Source organism: Psychrobacter sp. SC65A.3, assembly GCF_025642195.1.
Lineage (GTDB): Bacteria > Pseudomonadota > Gammaproteobacteria > Pseudomonadales > Moraxellaceae > Psychrobacter > Psychrobacter cryohalolentis.
In genome coordinates this window covers 2,362,241-2,380,595 of record NZ_CP106752.1, presented here as the reverse complement: position 1 = coordinate 2,380,595, position 18,355 = coordinate 2,362,241, and the positions used below count along the sequence as shown (strand labels likewise).

Annotated in this window: 17 protein-coding genes; 13 read left to right on the top strand and 4 right to left on the bottom strand. The window is 41.4% G+C overall.

Going from position 1 to position 18,355, the window contains the following annotated elements; all coding sequences use genetic code 11:
- The first annotated feature begins 195 nt into the window (after positions 1 to 195).
- Both acpP and lysM read left to right on the top strand, forming a co-directional pair.
- Complete coding sequence (acpP, locus tag OEG80_RS10015; protein WP_011279816.1) at positions 196 to 432, top strand: acyl carrier protein; 237 nt, start codon at positions 196 to 198, stop codon at positions 430 to 432.
- 288 nt (positions 433 to 720) lie between these two features.
- A complete protein-coding gene (gene lysM, locus OEG80_RS10010; protein ID WP_011512872.1) occupies positions 721 to 1,227 on the top strand; it encodes a peptidoglycan-binding protein LysM in 507 nt (168 codons plus the stop codon).
- Between the two features lie 134 nt (positions 1,228 to 1,361).
- Here lysM and queG read toward each other — a convergent pair whose 3' ends face one another.
- Positions 1,362 to 2,579, bottom strand: coding sequence for a tRNA epoxyqueuosine(34) reductase QueG (gene queG, locus OEG80_RS10005; protein WP_263240683.1), 1,218 nt, complete (start codon positions 2,577 to 2,579; stop codon positions 1,362 to 1,364).
- Between the two features lie 222 nt (positions 2,580 to 2,801).
- Between queG and OEG80_RS10000 the strand changes: the two genes are divergently transcribed.
- Positions 2,802 to 4,562: an NAD(P)H-hydrate dehydratase gene (locus OEG80_RS10000; protein ID WP_263240682.1), complete on the top strand. Its 1,761-nt coding sequence runs from the start codon at positions 2,802 to 2,804 to the stop codon at positions 4,560 to 4,562.
- Between the two features lie 48 nt (positions 4,563 to 4,610).
- On the opposite strand, the gene OEG80_RS09995 is transcribed toward OEG80_RS10000, so the two are convergent.
- On the bottom strand, positions 4,611 to 5,099 hold the full coding sequence (locus OEG80_RS09995) for a DUF4124 domain-containing protein (protein WP_263240680.1): 489 nt from the start codon (positions 5,097 to 5,099) through the stop codon (positions 4,611 to 4,613).
- Positions 5,100 to 5,988: 889 nt separating this feature from the next.
- Here OEG80_RS09995 and OEG80_RS09990 point away from each other — a divergent pair.
- From OEG80_RS09990 to OEG80_RS09960, 7 genes are all read left to right on the top strand, one after another.
- Positions 5,989 to 7,701, top strand: coding sequence for an acetolactate synthase 3 large subunit (locus tag OEG80_RS09990; protein ID WP_011512876.1), 1,713 nt, complete (start codon positions 5,989 to 5,991; stop codon positions 7,699 to 7,701).
- Positions 7,701 to 8,198, top strand: coding sequence for an acetolactate synthase small subunit (gene ilvN / locus OEG80_RS09985; RefSeq protein WP_020442822.1), 498 nt, complete (start codon positions 7,701 to 7,703; stop codon positions 8,196 to 8,198). The genes OEG80_RS09990 and ilvN overlap by 1 nt, the downstream gene beginning before the upstream one ends.
- 152 nt (positions 8,199 to 8,350) lie before the next feature.
- Positions 8,351 to 9,367: a ketol-acid reductoisomerase gene (ilvC, locus tag OEG80_RS09980; RefSeq protein WP_011279823.1), complete on the top strand. Its 1,017-nt coding sequence runs from the start codon at positions 8,351 to 8,353 to the stop codon at positions 9,365 to 9,367.
- Between the two features lie 272 nt (positions 9,368 to 9,639).
- The gene (locus OEG80_RS09975; RefSeq protein WP_133105423.1) at positions 9,640 to 10,065 is read left to right on the top strand and encodes a hypothetical protein; all 426 of its coding nucleotides are present in this window, start codon (positions 9,640 to 9,642) and stop codon (positions 10,063 to 10,065) included.
- A gap of 377 nt (positions 10,066 to 10,442) precedes the next feature.
- Positions 10,443 to 10,655 carry a cold-shock protein gene (locus OEG80_RS09970; RefSeq protein ID WP_010196799.1) on the top strand — a complete coding sequence of 71 codons (213 nt, stop codon included), beginning with the start codon at positions 10,443 to 10,445 and terminating at the stop codon, positions 10,653 to 10,655.
- A gap of 589 nt (positions 10,656 to 11,244) precedes the next feature.
- The gene (locus OEG80_RS09965; protein WP_263240679.1) at positions 11,245 to 11,994 is read left to right on the top strand and encodes an electron transfer flavoprotein subunit beta/FixA family protein; all 750 of its coding nucleotides are present in this window, start codon (positions 11,245 to 11,247) and stop codon (positions 11,992 to 11,994) included.
- Positions 11,995 to 12,125: 131 nt separating this feature from the next.
- On the top strand, positions 12,126 to 13,058 hold the full coding sequence (locus OEG80_RS09960) for an electron transfer flavoprotein subunit alpha/FixB family protein (protein WP_263240678.1): 933 nt from the start codon (positions 12,126 to 12,128) through the stop codon (positions 13,056 to 13,058).
- A 100-nt stretch (positions 13,059 to 13,158) separates the two neighbouring features.
- Here the strand turns inward: OEG80_RS09960 and OEG80_RS09955 are convergent, their stop codons facing one another.
- Both OEG80_RS09955 and OEG80_RS09950 read right to left on the bottom strand, forming a co-directional pair.
- Positions 13,159 to 13,953 (bottom strand): TrmH family RNA methyltransferase, encoded by a 795-nt coding sequence (locus OEG80_RS09955; RefSeq protein ID WP_263240676.1) that lies wholly within the window; start codon positions 13,951 to 13,953, stop codon positions 13,159 to 13,161.
- A 98-nt stretch (positions 13,954 to 14,051) separates the two neighbouring features.
- On the bottom strand, positions 14,052 to 15,035 hold the full coding sequence (locus OEG80_RS09950; protein WP_263240675.1) for a class 1 fructose-bisphosphatase: 984 nt from the start codon (positions 15,033 to 15,035) through the stop codon (positions 14,052 to 14,054).
- Positions 15,036 to 15,439: 404 nt separating this feature from the next.
- On the opposite strand from OEG80_RS09950, the gene OEG80_RS09945 reads away from it, so the two are divergent.
- The 3 genes from OEG80_RS09945 (at position 15,440) to OEG80_RS09935 (ending at position 18,341) form a co-directional block, all read left to right on the top strand.
- Positions 15,440 to 16,513: an aspartate carbamoyltransferase catalytic subunit gene (locus tag OEG80_RS09945; protein ID WP_263240674.1), complete on the top strand. Its 1,074-nt coding sequence runs from the start codon at positions 15,440 to 15,442 to the stop codon at positions 16,511 to 16,513.
- Positions 16,514 to 16,603: 90 nt separating this feature from the next.
- On the top strand, positions 16,604 to 17,785 hold the full coding sequence (locus tag OEG80_RS09940) for a dihydroorotase (RefSeq protein ID WP_263240673.1): 1,182 nt from the start codon (positions 16,604 to 16,606) through the stop codon (positions 17,783 to 17,785).
- Entirely contained in the window at positions 17,778 to 18,341 is a 564-nt protein-coding gene (locus tag OEG80_RS09935) for a DUF2127 domain-containing protein (RefSeq protein WP_263240672.1), read from the top strand. The genes OEG80_RS09940 and OEG80_RS09935 overlap by 8 nt, the downstream gene beginning before the upstream one ends.
- Positions 18,342 to 18,355: the final 14 nt, after the last annotated feature.

Sequence of the window (18,355 nt, the reverse complement as noted above, 5' to 3'; positions counted from 1 at the left end):
TGTCGAATACTTTTAAGTCAAAGCCATGTATGATAGCAAGGCTTTACTAGATATTAGTACAGAATGTATAACTTGTTATAGTACACTCAGATGGCTATATGGATCTGAAAATCCCATTTATATACAATACTATAGTGGCTAACCACGTGATTATAGTAGTTTGTCAAAATAATAGATCAAAAAGGAGAAATCTACATGAGTAATGATACCGAGCAAAGAGTTAAAGCTGCTGTAGCTGAGCAACTAGGTATGAATGTTGAAGACATCAACAATGATGCTTCATTTATGGAAGACTTAGGCGCTGATTCACTGGATTTAGTTGAGTTGGTTATGTCATTTGAAAGCGATTTTGGCATCACGATTCCTGACGAAGATTCAGCAGAATTAACGACTGTTCAAAAAGCAATCGACTACGTACAAGCACAGCTATAATTAGCGACTTGCTCAATAGGTTCGATATGACCGCTTATCTTAATAGATAGGCGGTTTTTTTATGTTTGTCATTTCTCTTTATTGTTATTACACTTATAACAACTGATTTAATATTAGCGTTAACATTGGCTACGCCAAATCAACATTACTCAACATACTCTTACTGTTTATCGCTCATGCCTTTGCTTATACTCATAATGGTAAGCAAAAAAGGGTGATAACCGATATGCGTTATCATCGAAACAACAATGATGCATAATAATTAATAATATTTTAAGGAGCAGTTATATGGGTATGTTCAGTTTTGCAAAAGACATTGGTGATAAAATCTTTAATCGTGATGACGCCAAGCATGACGCTAAAGTAGAAACCAAAGCAGACGCTAATACACCAGTACAGAGTACTGAGCCTTCAGCGCAATCAGTAGCCAATATTTTACTTCGTCGTATTCAGCAGCAAAATCTAAATATTAGTGATTTAAAGATTAAGTATAATGGGTCAACCGATACTGCAGAAATTAGCGGTAAAGCTAAGACTCAAGCTGATCGCGAAAAAGCTATTATTGCCATCGGTAATGTACAAAACGTGGCTAAAGTCATTGATAATATCGATATTGAAGAGCAGTCACCTGAGTCGACTATGTACACTGTAAAATCTGGTGATAGCTTATCTAAAATTGCAAAAGATGTTTATGGTTCAACTGGTGATTATATGAAGATATTTGAAGCCAATAAGCCGATGTTGTCTGACCCAGACAAGATTTATCCTGGTCAAGTACTACGTATTCCTAAATAGTTATCATTTTTTAAGTCGTTATAAGTATCGAAACACTCATAGTATTTTGGATACTTAGAATTTGGCTGTATAAAGACACCTCAAAATATGAGGTGTTTTTTTATGTATAAAATATAGAGTTAAAAATTAGGCTTCTAATTATTAATAAGTAAGATATCCAATTTATGACGCTGTTCAGCGATCGCCCAATCTATATGTTCGTCAAGCATCGTGTTATGTAGCCCCAGTTTTGCTTGTAATGCTTCGATGATTTCTTGATTACCAGTGGCATTGCCAAGACCGATAGCGATATTACGCAGAAAATTCACATAACCGGTGCGTCTAAGTGGGCTACCTTCGGTCTTTTTCATAAACTCTGCTTCTTGCCATTGCCACAATTCCAGCAAACTGCTGCTATCAAGGCGATGCCTTGGCGCAAAATCCTCTACGGGCGTCAGATTGGCATAACGGTTCCATGGGCAAATCAGCTGACAATCATCACAGCCAAAGATACGATTACCAATAGCGCGGCGGTATTTTTCATCGATAATACCGTCATGTTCAATCGTAAGATAAGAGATGCAAGCTGATGCATTAAGCTCATAAGGGGCGACAATGGCTTGAGTGGGACAGATATCAATACAGGCGCTGCAACTGCCGCAATGCTCTTTAACTGGCTCATCGTCAGGTAGTTCAAGGCTCATAAACAGCTCTCCGAGCACAAAGAACGAGCCGGCTTGTTTGTTTATGAGTAATGTATGCTTGCCAGTCCAGCCAAGACCCGCAGCATCAGCAATCGGTCGCTCAAAGATAGGAGCTGAGTCACTAAAAGGTCTAAAAATAAAATCTGTGTCAGCGCCAATATCTAGATGTTGCCATTCAGGAAGCATTGCCTCGATTTTTAACGCCAGCTGCTTAAGGCGACTGCGCATGGTTTTATGATAGTCGCGCCCTCTGGCATAACGCGCAATGATACCTTGGTTAGGATAATCATTGTCAGTCACAGTACGTGGTGTTGGGGTTTGAGTAAGATAGTCCATACGTACACTGATAATAGTTTTTGCGCCTTCTACCAGTTGCTCAGGGTGTGCACGCAGATGATGATTGCTGTGCATAAACTGTAATTGTGCTTCATAGCCTTTGGCCAACCACTGTTTTAACTGTTCAGTCTGCTTAACAAACAGAGGGTGATGTACCGATAAAAAGCCGCAATCTGCAAACCCTAACGATTGCGCTGTCTCTTTAATCCAGTGTTTAATATCTGATGTAGTAGTAAAATCATGCGTATTATTGATAGCAATCTTTTTAGCAGTGACGCTAGTAGGCAATGATGGCATCTGCGTTTGAGAGTTTGTTTGAGATTTATTGCTCATATCTGATGATCAATGATAATGTGAATATGGATATGATAAGCCAGTGAGCGAAGAGCGCAAGTATCAAAGTGAATAAATCCATATAAATATAGATTTATATGGATTAAACCTAATTAATTGACCTTAAAGTCAATAGCAGCAAATACATACATCAATTTTGGTTTGTATCGATAATAAGTTATAAACTCAGCCAAATCTTATAAGAGTAATCGAGGGTTAGTCATGCCAACGTCAAATGAATTGTCATCGAAAACTACCATGCCTGTCGCTCTATATAGCAGCAAGCAGCTCTATGCGATGGAACAAGCATGGTTTGCACAAGGCAATAACAGCTTTGCTTTAATGCAACAAGCGGCTTGGCAAATGGTGAAGCATATTGAGATACTTTATGAAGAAAAATGTTTGAATGAGCAATTAGCAAAGCAGGGCATTGCCTCTCGTCCTGTTAATCGTCCGTGCCGTGTCAGTGTTTGGGTCGGAAAAGGTAATAATGGTGGCGATGGGTGGCTTGTTGCGTATTATTTACAGCAGAGAGGCTGGCAAGTACAAGTCATTACGGTTGGCTTTGAGAAACAAGATTTTGTTATAAAAGATAATATAGAAAGTTCTAATGAAGATAATAAAAACCCAATTGCTGATGCGACAAAGGCGTTACAGCTGGCACTATCTGCTGATTGTAAATATCAATGCTTTGAAAATATCGATGATAGAAGCATGAGCGCTTTGCCGGCGGATGTTTATATCGATGCGATATTTGGTATTGGATTCAATCGTGCAGCGAGCGCTATTTATCAGCAAGCAATTTGCGCTTTCAACGAAGTAACAGAGCATGTTAAAGCATTGGTCATCGCGGTTGATATCCCAAGTGGCTTGGTTGCCTCTACTGGTCAGGTATTTGAGCGTGTTGCGATAGCCGCAGATGTGACCTTATGTCTGATCGCACGTAAATTTGGTCTGCATACCAAAGACGGGCTCGATTATAGCGGCGCCGTGATTGATATACCGCTGATACCTCATCTAGCAAATAATAACGCGCTTATTCCTATCGCCACCCTTATTAATTCGCCTTATCGATTAAAGCCACGCAGACAAAACAGCCATAAAGGCAGCTATGGGCATGTATTAATCATTGGCGGCAATCGTATTGATAACTCACAAGGCATGGGCGGAGCAGCCATATTATCGGCATCGAGCGCGATGGCGACGGGCAGTGGTAAAATAACAGTTGCCTGCCATAAGGCTTACCATGGGGCTTTATTAACCTCGCTACCAGATGCAATGAGCATGGATTTGCATGATACCAAAGGAGTAAAACGCCTAATTAAAGAGGCCGGTGTGATTGCTATTGGTATGGGCCTGGGGCGTGATGAAAAAGCAAAATTGCTATTTACTGAATATCTGCAGGCTGCGGTAGCCGAAGGTAAGCCTATAATCATTGATGCCGATGGTCTTTATCATTTGGCTTCATTGCATCGGGAAAACCATATGCTGATAGCCGAGCTAAAAACACATAGTAAAAATTATCAAGTGTGTTTAACGCCACATAGTGGGGAAGCTGCTAGATTATTAAATAAAAAGGTAAATGAGATAGAAAATGATAGATTGGCTGCAATAACAGAGTGTGCAGCAATTTATGGCGGTGATTGGGTGTTAAAGGGAGCAGGGTCGTTAATTCTGGAGCAGCAATCAGCTCAACCGCAGGTTTATGTATGCGGTGTGGGCAATGCTGGCATGGCGACCGCTGGTATGGGTGATGTACTTGCAGGTGTCATTACTGGACTATGGGCACAAGATGATTTAAAACATGAACTACGCAGTTTGCACCAAGCAGTCATTATCCATGGATTAGCAGGCGATGTTCTAGTCAACCAGTCGAGAAATAACGATGATAATTTATTATTGGTGGGGCAGCGAGGTCTGCAAGCTCAAGATATGCCAGCAGCTATCCGTCATGTGATGCATCTCATAATAGATAGCCTTTAACGATTTAATGTCACCTTAGCTAAATGTGTTTAAACATCAAATTGAAGATTAGCCACAATACTGGGTAATGGCTTGTTGGACACGTTCACGCTTAAGCTCAATCTCACGACCATCTAGATATTGACGTTTGCCATTGGCATCCATCTCATAAATACGTCCGCCCACATTTAGATTGGTTAAATTATTGCGTAACGATTGACAACGCTGGGCATTCGCTTGGGCTTCTTGCTCTTTGATGCGTGCTTCTAATTGGGCAACGCGCTGTTCTTCTGTGCTTTGCGGCGCACTCTGATTGGCTTGGGTTTTACCTGCCAGCTGTCCAGCATTGCTCTGTCTACCGTCACTACGAAACTCGATAACTTCGATATTCCTACCATTTTGCGGCGCATATTGGCTGTATTTGACTTCGCCATGTGCGCCAATAGATTTGTATACCTGAATGGCATGAGTGGCGCTCATTGGTAGCATGAACATACACGCAGTGCTGACACTGATAAGTAGTTTGGTAGCAGTGCTTATCGTAGACGCTTGTGCCATAGTAACAGCCCTCTTAATGGGTAAAAAATACAGCTATCGTTCAGTTAAGCATAAGGGTTAATAGAATCGATAACAATATAAATACATAATGGCTTGATTCTAGCAAATAATACTTATGAATGTACATTGTTTAATAACCAATAGTTGGGGATAGGGTTTAGAAGTTTTTCTTGACAATAGCTCACAAACCATCGAATATAATAGCAGTTGATTGGTCAGTGAGCGGCTTTTATGATATTGCCGTGGCACTTGAAAATAAGGACTACGGGTTGCTTATCGGTAGCTTGCTTAGCCTTATTATCTTTGTGACAATGATATAAAATAAATAGCGCTTGTAATAATGCTATTCAAATCTATATTTATTGTCTCCGGACTTATCTGTCTACAATGACTAAGATAAACTTATTATTACTGTGTCTCGTAAGATTTTGCTGTTGCAAAAATAGAGTGTCATGTGTGTTTTTAACATCTCCTCATCAAACAGGTTATAAGATTTCGTAATCATATAACATGATATAAGCTATAAAATATAAGCTTTGAGATTTGTTCTATCATTCTGTATCCGTCTATTTGTCATTAGCGCAACCTTATATGCACTACAAATAATAAGCTTCTTTTATAGATGCACTCGCATCTTGTCACTGTATATCGATAAAATCCTGTCGCAAAGCTGACCTTAAATATATTGCTATGTTTGAGTAGTATGCTGTCTTATAACACAGCGTAACTTAGACGTAGCGGGCACATATTCTTGCCACAAAAAAAGGTGACGACAGTGACGCAAACCACGCAAAGTCCGAATATGACTGGACATACCCAAACGGGTCATGCTGCCAAGAATTTCCCTGAAAAGCAGCAACGCCTTGCCGAAGGAAGCAATGAGCCTGTCATGCTATCTGGCGCTGAGATGTTGGTGCAAGCACTAACGGATGAGGGCGTCAAATACATTTTTGGTTATCCAGGCGGTGCGGTTCTTCATATCTATGACGCCTTATTTCAACAAGACAATGTTGAGCATATTCTGGTACGTCATGAACAAGCCGCAGGTCACATGGCAGATGCTTATTCAAGAGTAACTGGCAACACGGGTGTGGTGCTAGCGACTTCAGGTCCTGGTGCGACCAATACAGTGACAGCTATTGCCACTGCTTTTATGGATTCTGTACCGATGGTGATCATCGCAGGTCAGGTGCCTAGTAGTCTGATCGGTGAAGATGCTTTCCAAGAAACCGATATGATTGGTGTGTCACGTCCAATCGTGAAGCATAGCTTTCAAGTTCGCCATGCTAGCGAAATCCCAATGATTGTCAAAAAAGCCTTTTATATTGCACAGTCTGGACGTCCGGGTCCTGTTGTCATCGATGTGCCAAAAGACATGACTGCGCCTAGCGAAAAATTTGCTTATGAATATCCAAAAGAGGTATTTATACGCTCATATCAGCCGTCATTAAAAGGTCATAGTGGTCAAATCAAAAAGGCGGTTGAAACCTTACTTGCGGCTAAGCGCCCGATTATCTATTCTGGTGGCGGTGTGGTTTTAGGTAATGCCTATAAAGAATTAACGGCGCTTGCCCATCGTTTAAACCTACCAGTCACCAATACCTTAATGGGTTTGGGTGCTTTTCCTGGCTCTGATGAGCAGTTCTTGGGTATGCTTGGTATGCATGGCACTTATGAAGCCAATATGACCATGCATCATTCTGACGTTATATTGGCAGTTGGGGCACGCTTTGATGATCGCGTGACCAATAACGTCAAAAAATTCTGTCCAAATGCGACGATTATTCATATTGATATTGACCCAACGTCTATCTCAAAAACGATCTTTGCTCATATTCCTATCGTTGGCGATGTGAAATCAGTGCTTACTGACATGATAGACATTATTGGCGAAGATAAAGAGTTAGACCAACCGGCGTTATTGGATTGGTGGTCACAGATTAATGAGTGGCGCAAGCGTCATGGTTTGCGTTATGACACCAGTACCGATAATGGTATTAAGCCACAAGCGGTCGTTCAAGCTTTAGATAAAGTGACTAATAGTAATGCGATTATCACGAGTGACGTGGGTCAACATCAGATGTTTGCCGCGCTTTATTATACCTATAATGAGCCACGTCAATGGCTGAACTCAGGTGGTCTTGGTACTATGGGCGTTGGCTTGCCATATGCGATGGCAGCCAAACTTGCTAATCCTGAGCGTGATGTGGTTTGTATTACCGGTGAAGGCTCTATTCAGATGAATATCCAAGAACTGTCTACCTGTTTGCAGTATGATTTGCCAGTTAAAATCCTAAACTTGAATAATGCACAGTTGGGTATGGTAAAACAGTGGCAAGATATGCTGTATGAAGGTCGTCACGCACACTCTTACATGAATTCTTTACCAGACTTTGTCAAGCTTGCTGAAAGCTATGGTCACGTCGGTATCAAGATTACTGATCCTGCGACCATGGAAGCACAATTGGCTGAAGCCATGGCAATAAAAGACAGGTTGGTATTTATCGATGTTTACGTCGATCGTAATGAGCATGTATATCCGATGCAAATCGCTGGGCAAACGATGCGTGATATGTGGTTAACAAAAGGGGAGCGTACCTAATGCAACAACAACATCTGATTTCGGTATTGATGGAAAACGAAGCGGGTTCGTTGTCGCGTTTAGTCGGCTTGTTCTCACAACGTGGCTACAATATCGAAACACTAAACGTCGCGCCTACTGATGATCCAAGTATTTCACGTCTGACAGTAACGACAGTCACGTCACCTGAAAAAATAGAACAAATCACCAAGCAATTGCATAAATTGATCGAAGTGGTTAAAGTGCTTAATCTCTCAGATACCGTACACGTCGAACGTGAGTTGATGCTAATAAAAGTACGTGCGACGGGCGGTGTACGTGAAGAGATCAAACGCAGTGCCGATATTTTTCGTGCACAGATCGTTGACGTCAACGCGAACTTATATACGATTCAAATCGTCGGCGATAAAGCTAAGCTCGATGGTTTTATTGATGTTATTGGTCGCGAACGTATCATGGAAGTAGTACGTTCAGGCGTCATTGGTATTGCTCGTGGTGACAAAACGCTAAGCCTATAATCAGCGTTTATGATCTTCAAAATATAGTATTTCAAACTTATTTATTCAACATCAACATAGCGCTTATCTCACCAATCACTTCGATAAGGTGACTATAATTTAAGTGTTTATTTATCCATGGTACGCCATGATTTAGGAAAAGGACTCTGTTTATGAACGTTTATTATGATAAAGATTGTGATCTATCAATCGTCCAAGGTAAAAAAGTTGCCATTATTGGTTATGGTTCACAAGGTCATGCGCACGCGCTTAACCTACAAGATTCAAACGTCGATGTGACGGTCGGTCTACGTGCAGACTCAGGCTCATGGAAGAAAGCAGAAAATGCTGGCTTAAAAGTTGCTGAAGTAGAAGAGGCGGTAAAAGCGGCTGACATCATCATGATTTTGACGCCTGATGAGTTCCAAAAAGAGCTTTATAACGATGTGATTGAGCCAAACATCAAGCAGGGCGCGACACTGGCCTTTGCTCATGGTTTTGCGATTCATTATAACCAAGTTATACCACGTAGCGATCTTGACGTCATCATGGTGGCACCAAAAGCACCAGGTCATACCGTTCGTTCAGAATTCGCCAAAGGCGGTGGTATCCCAGATCTTATCGCTATCTATCAAGATGCGTCAGGTCAAGCCAAGCAATTAGCACTATCTTATGCTGCTGGTGTTGGTGGTGGACGTTCAGGTATTATCGAAACGACCTTTAAAGATGAAACTGAAACTGACCTATTTGGTGAGCAAGCGGTTCTTTGTGGTGGCGCAGTAGAGCTAGTAAAAATGGGCTTTGAAACCCTAACTGAAGCTGGCTATGCACCAGAAATGGCTTACTTTGAGTGCTTACATGAGCTAAAGCTTATTGTCGACTTGATGTATGAAGGCGGTATCGCTGACATGAACTACTCAATCAGTAACAACGCTGAATATGGCGAATATGTGACTGGTCCTGAAGTGATCAATGAGCAATCACGTGAAGCCATGCGTAATGCGCTAAAACGCATTCAATCTGGCGAATACGCAAAAATGTTCATCAGTGAAGGCGCAACCAACTATCCATCAATGACGGCTCGTCGTCGTAACAATGCAGAGCATCAAATTGAAATCACGGGCGCTAAGCTACGTGGTATGATGCCTTGGATCGGTGGCAATAAAATCATCGATAAAGACAAAAACTAATTTGCTATTGATGAATTAGTAAAGAAATCAGTCTAAAGAAGCCCATGTTATCAGTGATAGCATGGGCTTCTTATTTTTAGTAGGCGGTGTTTTATAAAGTATTTTTATCATCGCCAGTCTGTACTGGTTGAAAATCTGACTTCGCTGCCTAATATAGGCAAGCATTATCATATCTATTAACGGCTTACTCGGTTAAATAGGTATCGCTATTTTTATTCTTGCAATATAAATGCCAAGGATTCTTTTATTCTATAAATTACAGGTTGTCTGTTGTGCAAATATCTTATCCTGATTGGCTAACACCGCAATTCATATACATTACTCTGAGCGCTGTCGTTGCCGTTTTGATTTGGATCGAAGGGGAAATGCTCAAAAAAACCGGCGGCAAACTACCCAACTCTAAGTTCTTTCAAATCAGCTCAATTCTAGATACCTCATGGTTTTTCATCTCAGTAGTGATGCTATATACGATTGATTTGACACCACTAGCCGTTGCTGTACCAGCGGCTTACGGTCTTTATACGACCTTTGGCTGGATCTATGGCGCACGTTTATTGAAGCGTAAAGGCATTCCTGACTCTCCGAAAGACTTGGTCATACCTGCTAAATATATCGCTTATAGTCAGTCATTTTCGCTGATATTTTTTGCGCTATGTTTATTGGTATTGAGCTCACCGTGGTTGCCGATTGCTGTATAGTTTGCTTTTAATAAAGTAGCAAATATAATTCCTATCACTGGGATTTGTCGAAAGCGATATCTAAGTCCATAGTAAATCTCGAAAGGTAAATGGTAAAAAAACATTCTATATCAAAGTATTAAGTCTCAATTAATTAATAGTAATAATTATTTAAAATTGACTTAAATAGGTTACAAAAATCATCAATTTAAGCTGTTGCGCTTAAAAAAAGCTGTTATAATCAGCTTGTACTCAAAGGATTTCGGGTAAAAATATTAAGATCTCTATTAGAGGTTTCAATTATTTCATCCACGCATTCTGCAAGAAAAACTTAGGTATATATCAATTAATCGGTGATGACACACGTCTCGCCAACAGTTAAAGAGTTAGGAAAATTTATGTCAGATAAAGTTGAAGGCACTGTAAAGTGGTTTAATGAAGCTAAAGGTTTTGGTTTTATCGCGCAAGACAACGGCGGACAAGACGTATTCGCTCACTACAGCGCTATCCAAGGCGGTGGTTTCAAAACTCTAGCCGAAGGCCAAAAAGTGTCTTTCATCTTAGGTGATGGCAAGAAAGGCCCACAAGCTGAGCAAATCGAAGCTATCTAATCTCATTTGACATTGAGTAAGCTGTTCTTCAGCGCGCTTAATGAAAGTAAGATTATCAATATGCATTGATGCCTTTGTTTGTTAAAACAATAAAAATACTGTTTAGACTTTAAAAAAGAGCAACCTCTGATCAGGTTGCTTTTTTTATGATCTTTTTTTGATTCAATTCTTATAATAACGAGATAGTATTGGTTTATATTAACGGTTATAAACGACTTAGATAGCTTGTAAAAGTCAGAAAAGAATAAGAATAATGATAAGAAAATGGTGTGACTAGGCGCTTATAAACTGTTTATTGTAGAATGGTGACAAATTTATGACGCATTATTCACGGCGTTGTCTTGACCTTAGGGCTGAGCTCACGCAAGATACATAGGTCTGATAATAACGGTTGGCTTAGCTTTGGCAGATTTTATAGATAGAGAGTGTGATGCCAGTATATTGTTTATGGTCTGATATTTTTTATTACATTATAGATGCTGACGCAGCAATCAACCTTGAGTACTATTTCGAACGACGATTTTAAAAAAATGAACCTTTGGTTCTTAACTGGCAATTTTAATTCATAACATTAATAAACGAGGAACGTATGAAAGCATTAGTAGCGGTCAAGCGTGTCATTGATTACAACGTAAAAGTTCGTGTAAAAGCTGATAATTCTAGCGTAGATTTATCTAACACTAAAATGTCAATCAACCCTTTTGATGAAATTGCAGTAGAAGAAGCGGTTCGTCTTAAAGAAGCGGGTGTGATTGATGAAATCATCGTTGCCTCAATTGGTCCAAAAGAGTCACAAGAGCAGATTCGTGCCGCTTTAGCACTGGGTGCTGATCGTGGCATCTTGGTAGTAACTGATGCAAAACCTTATCCTCTACAAATCGCTAAAATCCTGAAAAATATCGCTGAATCTGAAGCTACCGATATTATTCTACTAGGTAAGCAAGCGATTGATGATGATAATAACCAAACGGGCCAAATGCTAGCTGCATTGATGGGTATCGGTCAGGGTACATTTGCATCAGAAGTAAAGGTTGAAGGCGATAAAGTTAATGTAACGCGTGAAATCGATGGTGGTTTGCAAACGGTTGCGCTTGATTTGCCAGCGGTTATTACCACTGATTTACGTTTGAATGAGCCACGTTATGCAAAATTGCCTAACATCATGAAAGCGAAGAAAAAGCAGCTTGATGAAAAAACACCTGCTGATTTTGGTGTTGATATGGCATCTAAGCAAGAAATCATTAAAGTTGTACCACCTGCTGAGCGTAAAGCTGGTATCAAAGTGGGTTCAGTTGATGAGTTGGTCGATAAGCTAAGAAACGAAGCAAAAGTCATTTAATACTTTGCTAGTGCCTATCTACTGCAAAGCCATGACGTCCTAAATAAGTTTTATTGAACTTGGACATAATAGGGCTTTGTGTACCAACAACCTCATGAATAGATGATACGAATAAATAAAGGACAAAAACAATGGCAATTTTGGTATATGCAGAACACGACAATGCCAGTCTAAAAAAGGCAACTTTGAATACGATCGCTGCTGCTCAGCAAATTGGCGGTGATATTCATGTATTGATAGCTGGTAGTGGTGCGCAAGCAGCAGCTGACGAAGCAGCAAAAGCAGCAGGCGTTAGCAAAGTATTACTAGCAGACAACGCAGCTTATGAGCATCAATTGGCAGGTAACTTAGCGCTATTGGTCGCTGATATTGCTGGTGAGTACAGTCATATTCTTGCACCTGCTACAACCACTGGTAAAAATTTCTTACCACGCGTTGCCGCATTACTTGATGTGAGCATGTTATCAGAAATCTCTGCTGTGGTAGATGCACAAACGTTTGATCGTCCTATCTATGCTGGTAACGCAACAGCAACGGTTAAGACGTCAGAAGATAAAGTGGTATTAACCGTACGTACTACTGCTTTTGATCCAGTAGCAAGTGAAGGTGGTTCAGCCGCTGTTGAAACTCTTGACAATGTGCAAGAGCTTGGCAAATCAAGCTTTGTTAATGAAGAGATGGCTAAGTCTGACCGTCCAGAATTGACGTCAGCCAGCATCGTGGTTTCTGGCGGTCGTGCCCTAGCAAATGGTGAAAACTTTACTAAATATATCGAGCCATTGGCTGATAAGCTTGGCGCTGCTGTTGGTGCATCACGTGCCGCAGTTGACGCAGGCTATGTACCAAACGATATGCAGGTTGGTCAAACGGGTAAAATCGTTGCACCAGACTTATATATCGCAGCTGGTATTTCAGGCGCTATTCAGCATTTAGCGGGTATGAAAGATTCTAAAGTCATCGTTGCTATCAATAATGACCCAGAATCACCTATCGCTAGCGTTGCCGATTACTTTTTAGAAGCTGATTTATTTGCAGCCTTACCTGAACTGACCAGTAAAATCTAAGTACTTGTTAGTGAAAGTAAAATAAAAAACCCGCTATCATTGATTGCGGGTTTTTTTATATTCGACTTAAAAATCGTCTTGCTGATTCAGTTAAATGATATTAGCTATAACTTCTTTGACGTAATGTCTCATACAAACATAGTGAGCCTGCAATCGCAACATTGAGGCTTTCTTGCCCATTGGGCTGTGGTAGAGCGATAGGGGTTGCGCACTGCATCAGCTCGTCACAAACCCCTTGACCTTCATGTCCCATAATCCAAGCGATTGGTTTTTTTAAATTATGCTGATAGATGACGGTATCAGTGTGCGAGCTGGTGGCAAATAGAGGGGTTTGTACATGGTCTAAAACCTCTTGTACACTTAATCCCTCATATATATTTAAGGCAAACTGGGCACCCATTCCTGCCCGTAATGTTTTTGGTGACCAAGCTTGCGCAGTAGCGCTGGTGCAAAGTATGTTTTTGATTCCAACAGCTGCTGCGGTGCGCAGTAATGTGCCGACATTACCACTATCTTGAACGTCATTGAGAATCAAGCAGTCATCATGAATCATAGATAGGCTAGGGGTTGGCATCTTAATCACTGCCATAATATCAATCCCAGTACCTAAGCTACGAATACTTTCATAAAGCGCATCCGACAAGGTTAAGATAGGCGTATAAGTGGGCAAGCGAGTGAGAACTTGCTGCACCTCAGGATGGTGATGTGCAGACTCTGCTAGCAATATTTGCACAAATGGATAATCACTACGAAGGGCAGCATCAATAAGATGAATACCTTCAATGACAGTTTGTCCATGTTTGTTACGTTGGCGAGCTTGCGTCAATAACGCCTTTACTAGCTTGACCGTTGTATTCTTATCTGAGGTAATAAGCTCGGTGGGGTTTGCTACCATAATAGATCGCTTAGAGAAAAAGTATAAAATATAGACAGCGCCTATAAATTGATGAGTGATATGGCTTTATAGGTGCTGTCAAAATGTTCTTGATTAGCTTACTTATCACTGTAGTTTAAATGCAACTCTTTAATATAGTCGACTTCATTTTTACTGCCAAGCACTACAGGCACGCGTTGATGAATGTCAATCGGCTCTATATCTAAAATGCGATTGACTGCATCTGTTGCCCCGCCGCTAGCACGTTCAATTAATAAACTCATGGGATTGGCTTCATACATGAGACGTAATTTGCCTGCTTTATTGGCGTATTTGGTATCAAATGGATATGTGAATAAACCACCGCGGCATAGAATGCGATGAACATCACCAACCATGGCGGCAACCCAGCGCGTATTAAAATCGCGACCACGTACGCCTGTCTCGCCAGCGATAAGCTCATCGATATATTGCTGCATTGGCGCGCGCCAGTAACGGTAGTTTGAGGCATTGATAGCATATTCGCTAGTATCGGCATCGATGGTGACATTTTCTTCTATTAATACATAGTCATTAGTATCTGGATCTAGGCTAAACATGACTACATTATCTGTGATAGTCAGCGCAAGAACGGTAGAGGTGCCATATAGTAAGTAACCGGCTGCTAGCTGCTGATTACCCGCTTGTAAAAAGTCGCTATTTTTACTAACTTGACCTTGACGCTGGTACGGTAAAATCGAGAATATGGTGCCGACAGCCATATTGATGTCGATATTAGACGAGCCATCGAGTGGGTCAAACAATACCAATAAACTGCCATCAACATTGGCAGGAGTAGCGTCATCAAGCTCTTCTGAAGCAACACCAGCACAATGGCTGTTTTGTGCCAATGCATCTAACAATAAATCATTGGCCAATACATCTAACTTCTTCTGGTCTTCACCTTGCACGTTTTGATTACCCGCTTCACCAAGGATGTCTGCTAAAGCGCCTTTTCTTAAGAGCTGTGAGATGGTCTTGCCGACGTCAGTAACGGTAGTGATAACGTCATTGAGGGCAGGAGTGGTGGCATTAGTGTTCAAATACTGTACTAAGGTTGTCATAGTGTTTCCTAATGAATAATTCTGATAAAGAGTGGTATAAGCTAAGCATGGAATGCGTGTTTAAGAATTGATTACGTTATATTGATATGAGAGATATTGTTAAATACTGACTAAGGCGTCTTTGTCCTGACCTGAAAATCAGCTACACTAACACTATTATTATTCAATTATGGTTTAAGAGGCTGTCTTTTGATACGGTTGCCAAATGATGTGCTGCTATTCTCTAAAATGAGAGCCGCATCTATTTTAGTATTGTCTATATCACTGCGGTAAATTGTAGCAAATAAGCAGCAAAATGTCCTTGTCTGTATGCATGTCTGCCGTATTATCGAGTCAAAACCGTTAAAAAAACGAATGATAACTTATTATAAAATCATACAAACCCTTAATGAAGACGTGTCCTTATGTCAAATTCTATCGATAGCCAATCACTACCTACCGTTTCGCCGACAGACTACGCAAGATTTGATCCTGATACGATTCATGAAAAACTTGATGCGTCATTGAGTCGTCCGCAGCTCAATACTGATGGTAGTATTCGTCATTTTTTAGGTATCGAAGGTCTTAATAAAGCCCAGCTGCAGGCGATTATCGCTAAAGCTGAGTCATTTTTTGATGATAAGGGACAGCTGATTAACCGTCCTGAGCTTGAAGGCTATACGGTGATGAATCTGTTTTTTGAGCCATCGACGCGCACACGTACCACGTTTGAAGTAGCAGAAAAACGTTTAGGTGCTAATGTATTAAATATCGATATCGAACGCTCTAGTGCCAAGAAGGGAGAGAGCTTACGCGATACGTTATGGAATCTGCAAGCGATGACGGCAGATATCTTTGTGGTACGTCATTCAGCATCAGGTGCGGCACATTTTATGGCGACTGAAGTGACGCCAGATATTGCCATTATCAATGGTGGTGATGGCTGGCATGCGCATCCAACGCAAGGCATGCTTGATATGCTGACTATTCACCGTGAGGCACCGCGTCCTTTTGAAGAGCTGTCGGTTGCAATCGTTGGCGATATCAAACACTCGCGAGTAGCACGCTCTGACATCAGTGCGCTACAAACATTGGGTGTAAAAGACATTCGCGTCTGCGCACCTCGTACGTTATTACCAAAAGGGATTGAGCGTTTTGGTGTGCAAGTATATGAGAATATGAATGAATGCGTGACAGACTGTGATGTCATCATGGGCTTGAGAATTCAAAATGAGCGTATCGGCTCACCGCTACTCGCCTCATCGAGTGAATACTATAAGCACTATGGTATTACTCCTGAGCGCGTGGCACTGGCTAAGCCTGATGCTCTAGTGATGCACCCAGGACCGATGAACCGCGGTGTTGAGATTGCCTCAAGCGTTGCAGATGGTGCGCAATCTGTGATTTTAAAACAGGTTAATAACGGCATTGCTATTCGTATGGCGGTATTGTCGCTTGCGATGGAAGGTCAGCGTGCGCATCAAGCGGCTGGTCATTAATATTTAGCTCGCCTGTTTTATTCTTATTTATCCCATTTTATTGATACGGTAATAACGCTCATGGTTCACATTACGAATTCAGATGTTCATATGCACGACTTACTTCCAAAAGTATTTAAAGAATCACTGTCACAAATCGCCACTGCTCAGTTAGCAAAGCTGACGAGCGAGCGCGAGACATGGATATTACCACCGTTGGTTGATCTATGTGCCCGCTTGCGGGAGCCGGGTCAACAGCAGCATGGCACGTTAGAGTCAGAAGGGCGTGCAGCACATGCCAATGGTTTTTTGCATGTGGTGATTCCGCCCGATACCAATCCTATTTTAGAGAACGGTTCATTGTTAAAAGGCTTGCGCGAGCGTGCACTCGATGATGGCGGCATCTATTTGCATATTTTGGGTGCGTTGACTGCTGGCTTAGAGGGTGAACGTCCGTCTAATATTGCAGGACTTAAAAAAGGCGGCTGTATTGCTGTCTCCAATGCTCGCAGACCCTTTCAAAACGATTTAGTGCTCTTACGTACACTCGAGTATGCGGCGACGTTTGGCATGAAAGTATTCTTTTATCCTGATGAGCCTAGTCTATCTGGTGATGGCGTTGCACATGAAGGCTATATCGCTTCTTATCACGGTCTGCAAGGTATTCCTTGGATTGCAGAAACCGTCGCTTTATCAACGCAGTTACTTATGGTGGAAGAAACGGGTATAGCTGCTCACTTTAGCCAATTATCTTGTAAGTCGTCAATTGAGCTGATGCGCTGGGCGAAAGATAAAGGTTTACCAGTTACTTGTGATGTGGCAATGCATCAGTTGTATTTAACCGATGATAATCTGGAAGGCTTTAATGCTCAAGCATATGTATTACCCCCTTTGCGTAGTAATACTGATCAGCAAGCGATTCGCCGTGGTCTAAAAGATGGCACAATTGATGCAATTTGTAGTCATCATGAGCCGTTAAACAGTACCGCGAAGAAAGCTCCATTTGCAGAAAGTACGCCCGGCATCTCAAATTTTGATACCTTTATGGCGCTGGCGTGCCAGCTGGTAAAAGATGAGGTGTTAACACTTGAGCAGCTAGTCGATAAAATCTGCTTAAATCCTGCGAAAATTGCGGGTATCAGCGAGCAATATGAGACTATCGGGGGCGCAGTACTGGTTGATCCCAATCTTGAATGGCAGGTGACTAGCGAATCCATGTTATCAAACGGCAAAAATACGCCATTCTTTAACCAAATACTGCAAGGGCGCGTTGTGGAGACTTTCTTTGGCTAATTTGCCTAGGCAGGATGATAGTCTAGAGTCTTCGTCAGAGGGCAATTCATCAAAAGATAACCATCCGTCTTTAGACCCACGACAAAATGAGCCTCGCACGACGTCAAGCGAATCTATCAAAGCAGTAGCAATCTATGAAGTCGTAAAGGGTATTGGCGCACTACTAGGTGCATTGGCTTTATGGTCGTGGCATACCGACCTTGAGCATTGGCTCATTACAGCGACGGCTTCTTGGCAACAAGTATTTGGTCAGTTATTAGCGCCGCAAGTTGACAGTGCGGTACGTATTGCACAGATGGCAAGCAAAAACTGGTCGGTATTCTTATTATTGATTTTTGCTTATGCCAGTTTGCGTTTTGTCGAGGCATATGGCTTATGGCAAGATAAAACATGGGCTTACTGGTTTGGGGTACTGGGTTATGGAATATTTATTCCTATTGAACTCTACTATCTGATTGTGAGTCCGTTTGATTGGTTCAAACTTACCATATTGGTGTCGAATATTATTATTGTGATTGTGGTTTATCGTAATATGAAACGAAAGGGTTTAATCTAATCAGGTTTCCTTAG

Coding starts and splice junctions, on each gene's coding strand:
- acpP (WP_011279816.1), top strand. CDS start 196: ATGAGTAATGATACCGAGCAAAGAGTTAAAGCTGCTGTAGCTGAGCAA.
- lysM (WP_011512872.1), top strand. CDS start 721: ATGGGTATGTTCAGTTTTGCAAAAGACATTGGTGATAAAATCTTTAAT.
- queG (WP_263240683.1), bottom strand. CDS start 2,579: ATGAGCAATAAATCTCAAACAAACTCTCAAACGCAGATGCCATCATTG.
- OEG80_RS10000 (WP_263240682.1), top strand. CDS start 2,802: ATGCCAACGTCAAATGAATTGTCATCGAAAACTACCATGCCTGTCGCT.
- OEG80_RS09995 (WP_263240680.1), bottom strand. CDS start 5,099: ATGGCACAAGCGTCTACGATAAGCACTGCTACCAAACTACTTATCAGT.
- OEG80_RS09990 (WP_011512876.1), top strand. CDS start 5,989: ATGCTATCTGGCGCTGAGATGTTGGTGCAAGCACTAACGGATGAGGGC.
- ilvN (WP_020442822.1), top strand. CDS start 7,701: ATGCAACAACAACATCTGATTTCGGTATTGATGGAAAACGAAGCGGGT.
- ilvC (WP_011279823.1), top strand. CDS start 8,351: ATGAACGTTTATTATGATAAAGATTGTGATCTATCAATCGTCCAAGGT.
- OEG80_RS09970 (WP_010196799.1), top strand. CDS start 10,443: ATGTCAGATAAAGTTGAAGGCACTGTAAAGTGGTTTAATGAAGCTAAA.
- OEG80_RS09965 (WP_263240679.1), top strand. CDS start 11,245: ATGAAAGCATTAGTAGCGGTCAAGCGTGTCATTGATTACAACGTAAAA.
- OEG80_RS09960 (WP_263240678.1), top strand. CDS start 12,126: ATGGCAATTTTGGTATATGCAGAACACGACAATGCCAGTCTAAAAAAG.
- OEG80_RS09955 (WP_263240676.1), bottom strand. CDS start 13,953: ATGGTAGCAAACCCCACCGAGCTTATTACCTCAGATAAGAATACAACG.
- OEG80_RS09950 (WP_263240675.1), bottom strand. CDS start 15,035: ATGACAACCTTAGTACAGTATTTGAACACTAATGCCACCACTCCTGCC.
- OEG80_RS09945 (WP_263240674.1), top strand. CDS start 15,440: ATGTCAAATTCTATCGATAGCCAATCACTACCTACCGTTTCGCCGACA.
- OEG80_RS09940 (WP_263240673.1), top strand. CDS start 16,604: ATGCACGACTTACTTCCAAAAGTATTTAAAGAATCACTGTCACAAATC.